Source organism: Halomonas sp. MES3-P3E (assembly GCF_002836035.1).
GTDB classification, from domain to species: Bacteria; Pseudomonadota; Gammaproteobacteria; order Pseudomonadales; family Halomonadaceae; genus Vreelandella; species Vreelandella arctica.
In genome coordinates this window covers 1-5739 of record NZ_PJBT01000062.1, presented here as the reverse complement: position 1 = coordinate 5739, position 5739 = coordinate 1, and the positions used below count along the sequence as shown (strand labels likewise).

The window sequence follows — 5739 nt, the reverse complement described above, 5'->3', positions numbered from 1 at the left end:
GTCGTGTGCCACGCTCTCCCAAGCGCGAAAGATCCTCTTCTGCAACGCCGAGGCCGTCATCATCAATGGTGAGCGTGAGTGTGGTTGCGGAGACGGCAATATCGCAATTAACGCACCTATTCGACCATTTGCCAGCGTTATCGAGCACGATGCCTAATATTTCAGAAAAGTCGTGAGCCTCAATAGGCACTTGGTCTTTCTCGCCTGCCGAGTGGGCGAGGTTGAAGATACGCTCAGGGTAAAGGCTGCGGAACATCTCGATGAGCCGTGAACTATCACGCGTGACGTTGGCCATTCGCCCCGCGTTAGGGCCTGCAATACGTGAGCGACGCAGCTCCGCATCCAGCTGGGCGTTAATATCCTCAATACGGCTGAGCAGTTTATGGCGTCGGGTTTCATCAATGGGCCGATTGCCACGCAGTACTTGGGTAACGGCTGCCAGCGGGGTTTTTAATGCATGTGATAGGTTCGCGACCGACTCTCTGGAGCGCTTCAAGCGAAGGTCAATGTCATCCATAAACCAGTTCAACTGGTCGACTAATTCATCTAGCTCAGAAGGGGCTATTAATGACAAGCGATCACGTTTGCCCGCTCGCAATGCTTCAAGCTGTTGACGCAGTTGCCAGAGTGGCTTAAGTCCACGATTAACCGCTAACATGTTGAGTATGATGAGCATTCCTAACAGCACGCTGGCAATCCCACCGACCCACCAGTGCAATGTTGCAAGCCCTGCTTCTACTTGAGAGAAGTCCTCACCCACCAGCAGCACACCCTGCGTGCCCTGCCATTCAAAATGGCGACGATAGACGAGCATGTGTTGCTCGCCGCGATTCACGTCTATTAGAGCATTGCCGCTTTCATCTAGCAGCGGAGCCAGCTGTTGCTGCCATTGTGGGTCGGAAGCGCTGACCGAGCCGTTGAAGCGGAGTACGTAGAGATGATGAAAGACTTGATAGCCTTGGCTAACCGAGTCAAGCGCGGCAGGCACGGCGGCTTCACCTTGCTCAAGCTGCGTGACGGCATGGTCGGCTTCGCGCTGAAGACGCTCACCCAAAAAATCCCGAGCAAGATTCTGTAACAATATGCCATGCAGTAGCCAGGTCGTCACCACTACGAATAGTGCCACGCCTCCTAGCCAGGCGAGTAGTCGAAAACGTAAACTGCGCCGATCAATGTGAAGCAAAGAAATACCCCTGGCCGCGGCGAGTTTGGATAATTGATTTGCCTAGATAACGGCGCAGACGAGCGACATAGACTTCGACCAAGTTAGGTGCGGCGGCATCCTGTTCCAGGGCATAGAGCTGCTCTAATAACTGCTCTTTGGAGTGAATGCGATCTGGATGCAGCATTAAGTAGCGTAGTAATCGAAACTCCGTCGCCGTGAGCGAACGCCAAGTTTCTCCCTCTAGACATACTCGTTGGCCTGCTTTATCCAGCGATACGCCATTGAGCGTCACGACTTGAGATAACTGACCAGACTGCCTGCGCAGCAGTGCCTTCAAACGGGCCATAAGCTCGGCTTCATGGAAGGGTTTTGCTAGGTAATCATCGGCACCCGTTTCAAGACCAATGACTTTATCTTCCCAAGTATCGCGCGCCGTCAAGATCAAGATAGGCGTGCTGCGTTTTTGCTTGCGCCACTGGGCTAGTAGATCTAGTCCCGAGCCATCGGGCAAACCGAGATCTAAGATAGCCAGCTCGTAATGCTCGGTTGCCATGAGCGACTTGGCCGCTTTCAATGAAGCGGCCAAGTCGACAAGGTAACCGTTGTCCTTGAGACTCTCTGCCAAGCTTTCTGCCAGCAAATCATCATCTTCGAGTAGCAACAGTTTCATGGGTAAACGTCAGATTAGAAAGTAAAATTGCCGTACATGCCGGATTCGTAATGGCCGGGAATGTTACAAGCATACTCTAGCTCGTTAGTATTATCAGGAACACTCCATAATAGAGTCCCGGTCTCACCAGGTGCAATTGTGACGCCTGCCATGCTCATATTGGCCATATCGTGGCCTTCACCTTGTGACATGTTTGACATGTCATGACCTTCGCCATTTGCCATGTCTAGCATCATTTGACGATGCTCTTCCTGGGCTTCTTTACTGCCAATCACAAATTCATGCTCTAAATTGCCGGTGTTGGTGATTTCAAATTTAACCACCTCCCCAGCCGCCAGTTCTAGCTCTTCAGGGTCGAACCACATATCGCCAGCCTCAAGGCTGATCGTGCGGTCAACGTCAGCCTCGGTTAGGTTATTGCCACCACCGCCGTGGCCGGGTGCAGCCAGCGCCGCGCCCGTGATCAGACTTAATGAAAGGGCAAACAAAGACGTTGTTAAAAGAGTGTAGCGCATGGTCATTTACCTCAGAGGTTATTGTCACCCGTTCTTTATACGGTGTTAACCTGAAACGAGCCTGAACCTACAGTAAAAATATGACCTGCCGGATAAGTAGCTATCACGAAAACTTGCAAGCGCAAGGCCTTATTTCGGGACCTTTTTTAATTCAATACAGCATCTTCCGCTTAATAGTGAAATTTGTTCAGTTGCCGATGTCGGCAGCAGGGATGCTCTTGGTCATCACTGCGCATCATTGTCGGCAGAAAATAGTTGCCCCTTGTTGATGATGATGGTAGCGCTAGTTACTTTTATCGCTATGACCGGACGTCGGCTTTCCACTTCATCTATATTAACCCTTGTGTCTACATTTCCTGAAAGTTTTGCCACAAGATGTTAATGCGAGCGTACAAGCACCATGAGCGCTCATCATCGACGTTGATCTATCAGCAGAAGGTGTAGCTCGTTAAATATCGCCCTCATGAACTCAATGACCAGCCGATGCTGGCCAGTTTGATCTAGATCAGCGTGAAAAAACCAGAGGACAGCTCTTGCAAAAGACCAGTGGCTCCCCAGGGATGACAGAAGCAGAAAGGCTGAACCAGCACTGCACCTGTATCACTCTAGACCGACGAGCAGCCACCCAAAGTCTTATCGACCAGTTGGGCGACGATGCCGATGAGGCCTTTATCCGTTCGACCTGGCATCAACTTTTCTCGAATGTCGCTGTCTTTGTCCCATCTCAGGTTCTGGAGCAGATGAGGGCCACTGTTCAGGCCATAGAAAACGCCGCCGCTCTTCCCGACTATCAGCGACAAGTACTGTCTTGGGCCCCGCAAAGTGCACAGTTAAACCCCGGCCCAGTAGGTGTCTTCATGGGCTATGATTTCCATCTCGGCGAGGACGGGCCTCGCCTCATCGAAATCAATACCAATGCCGGAGGTGCATTTCTTAACGCGATCCTGGTACGGGCCCAACTGCAGTGTTGTGGTGATGCTAAAAGTGCGGCCGGGTCTGCCGACTTCGAGGCTAAAGTGATAGCCCAGTTCGAGAGCGAATGGCGTGCCCAGCGTGGCAATGGACGTCTGGAGAGGATAGCTATCGTTGATGATCAGCCTATGGGGCAATACCTCTATCCTGAATTCAAACTTGCCCAGCAGTTATTACGGCGTCATGGCATTGATGCTCTCATCCTCTCGCCTGGCGACCTTCGGTATGAGTCAGGCATGCTATACAGCGGCGGTAAGCGAGTAGATATGGTTTACAATCGCTTAGTGGATTTTGGGCTCGAAGCACCCGGAAACTCCGCCTTACACTCTGCCTGGTTGGACGGAGGCGCAGTCATAACCCCAAATCCCCATGCACACGCATTGTTCGCGGACAAACGCAACTTGGCTGTGTTATCAGATCCCGCGACGCTTATGGCTTGGGGGTTGAGCGCTCAAAATGCCGAATTACTTCGCTCTTGTATTCCCCGTACCTTACAGGTCAGCGCTGATAATGCTGATACCCTTTGGCAACAGCGACGGCAGTGGTTCTTCAAACCTGTCGCAGGCCACGGAAGTAAGGGAGTGTACCGGGGAAGTAAACTCACCAAAAAAACATTCAGCCAAATCTTGGAAAGCGACTATATTGCCCAGGCCCATGTGCCTCCCTCCGAACGCCTCGTTCTGGTCGATGGACAGCGTAAAAATCTCAAGGTCGACGTTAGACTGTATACCTATCGCGGCACACTGTTAATGGCCGCAGCGAGACTTTATCGAGGACAGACGACCAATTTCCGTACGCCAGGTGGGGGGTTCGCACCTGTGCTTCTCATGAAAGATTAGTTATCAAAAATATGATCTAAAGAGTTTGTCCCACAACTTATGCGATTATCGTGATAGGGCGTGGAACTCATCTTGCAAGGCGATCGCCTCACTTCGGCCCGCGATTAGTTATTCGGAAATTGCTCCCAGCAACCTTTCAATTGCGCGCAAGTTTTTCCTGCGTTTGGATTTAAAGCCTGGAAACTTACAATATTATCAGCTACGCGGATGAAACCTCGTCAATGAAGGCTGCCCTTAAAGGGGTATCTCTGGAGCGATATAGATAGCCACCTAGCCGAGCGATGGCCTTCATATAGAAACCATGTCGCGTCGCTGACCCAGTCGAGGCGGTGGAATCGACCGGTCGACCAGAACTAATAAATGATCAGTAAAGAACCGTTGCTAGCAAGGCAGCCGGGAACTGATGCCTAAGAATGATCAGTCCGGATACGATGTAGCCGAGCATAATGCCGATGGTGAGTCGATCGGCTGTGGTGAAGCACATATCCTCAATCCGGTAGCCAGTTTTTCAGATTCCATCATATACGTGTGTGCTAACGCACAGATCGTGTGATGTCAGACCCTGAACATGATGGTGCGGGTCCGTGTCGTTTGATCGCCAAGGTATCGGTCGCGTTACTATCCGCGCTAGATAACGAATAGTGCATTATGGAAATACAATCCTAATAATGTCAGGAAGGGTCTCCTCATGAATAGAGTCAACACTGCAGCAATGGCTTTTTGTCTTCTCGCTGTTCTGCCTAGGGCAGCATCCGCCCAAAACTCAGAGTACGGCCCACGGGTGTCCGTGAGTTTTCGATCTCTGGAACTGGCAGTAACGATCGGAATTTTAATAGCGGAAACTTCGGCGTGAGACTGTTGATCTTGGTTGGTATCTGAGGGATAACATGGTTGCCGGTGTTCGGCAAAGCGTCAATTACGCCGATGTCGAAGGCGAAGGCGGGCGTCACAGATGGTTTCTGGAACGGCTCAACCCGTGGTTACCTAACCCATCAGTTCCTTGATGGTCGTGCGCGGCCCTTCGTCGGTGCTAGCCTCGGTGGTATCTATGGAGACGGCGTCAAAGACAGCGCCTTCGCGGGACGGGAAACGGGTATGAAATACTATGTTCTGCCCAAGGCCTATTTCCTCGCTCGCGCTGAGTATCAGTTCCTGTTCAGCGATACCGACGATGCCACCGATGCGTTTCAGGAGGACGGTATCTGGGCTTATACGATTGGTCTGGGCTACAATTTCTGAACCACATCAAGATGCCACGAACCACCACGGCCACGTGGCGGGTGTGCATCTCTTGTCGCGCGCGGATGGCATCGGCCTTGCCTTCCGGATAGCGTTGCTTATAGCTATTAAGCTAGGTTCTTAACTACCTAAGGTGGTTGTCCTGACGGTCACCCATTCGGTGATGTCACCCTTGTCAGCACCGCCGTGATCAGCAGGATAACCACGACCAGCACCACCTCCAGCGCAATACTGCGCTGCAAACGTCGTGGGGCTGTTGCATCGCCGCTCTCAAAGGCAGGTACAAGCCGCCACTTGTTCGCGGCAGCAAATAACAGCAGCACCGCGACAATCAATACT

Annotated in this window: 6 protein-coding genes; 2 read left to right on the top strand and 4 right to left on the bottom strand. The window is 51.8% G+C overall.

Translation table 11 applies throughout. The features are described 5' to 3' along the window. The 3 genes from CXF87_RS11380 to CXF87_RS11370 all read right to left on the bottom strand — a co-directional run. Positions 1–1183 (bottom strand): ATP-binding protein (locus CXF87_RS11380; protein WP_101146708.1); only part of this gene is annotated, 1183 nt, incomplete at its 3' end. Next, entirely contained in the window at positions 1170–1835 is a 666-nt protein-coding gene (locus CXF87_RS11375) for a response regulator transcription factor (RefSeq protein WP_008957450.1), read from the bottom strand. The genes CXF87_RS11375 and CXF87_RS11380, both read right to left, overlap by 14 nt. A gap of 14 nt (positions 1836–1849) precedes the next feature. Further along, entirely contained in the window at positions 1850–2350 is a 501-nt protein-coding gene (locus CXF87_RS11370; protein WP_022522201.1) for a cupredoxin domain-containing protein, read from the bottom strand. Positions 2351–2910: 560 nt separating this feature from the next. Here CXF87_RS11370 and CXF87_RS11365 point away from each other — a divergent pair. Further along, on the top strand, positions 2911–4161 hold the full coding sequence (locus CXF87_RS11365; protein WP_008957448.1) for a hypothetical protein: 1251 nt from the start codon (positions 2911–2913) through the stop codon (positions 4159–4161). An 897-nt stretch (positions 4162–5058) separates the two neighbouring features. Beyond that, the gene (locus CXF87_RS22030) at positions 5059–5400 is read left to right on the top strand and encodes a hypothetical protein (protein WP_231658664.1); all 342 of its coding nucleotides are present in this window, start codon (positions 5059–5061) and stop codon (positions 5398–5400) included. Positions 5401–5549: 149 nt separating this feature from the next. On the opposite strand, the gene CXF87_RS11355 is transcribed toward CXF87_RS22030, so the two are convergent. Further along, a partial coding sequence (locus CXF87_RS11355; protein WP_198556066.1) for a CopD family protein occupies positions 5550–5739 on the bottom strand: 190 nt, incomplete at its 5' end.

Coding starts and splice junctions, on each gene's coding strand:
- CXF87_RS11375 (WP_008957450.1), bottom strand. CDS start 1,835: ATGAAACTGTTGCTACTCGAAGATGATGATTTGCTGGCAGAAAGCTTG.
- CXF87_RS11370 (WP_022522201.1), bottom strand. CDS start 2,350: ATGCGCTACACTCTTTTAACAACGTCTTTGTTTGCCCTTTCATTAAGT.
- CXF87_RS11365 (WP_008957448.1), top strand. CDS start 2,911: ATGACAGAAGCAGAAAGGCTGAACCAGCACTGCACCTGTATCACTCTA.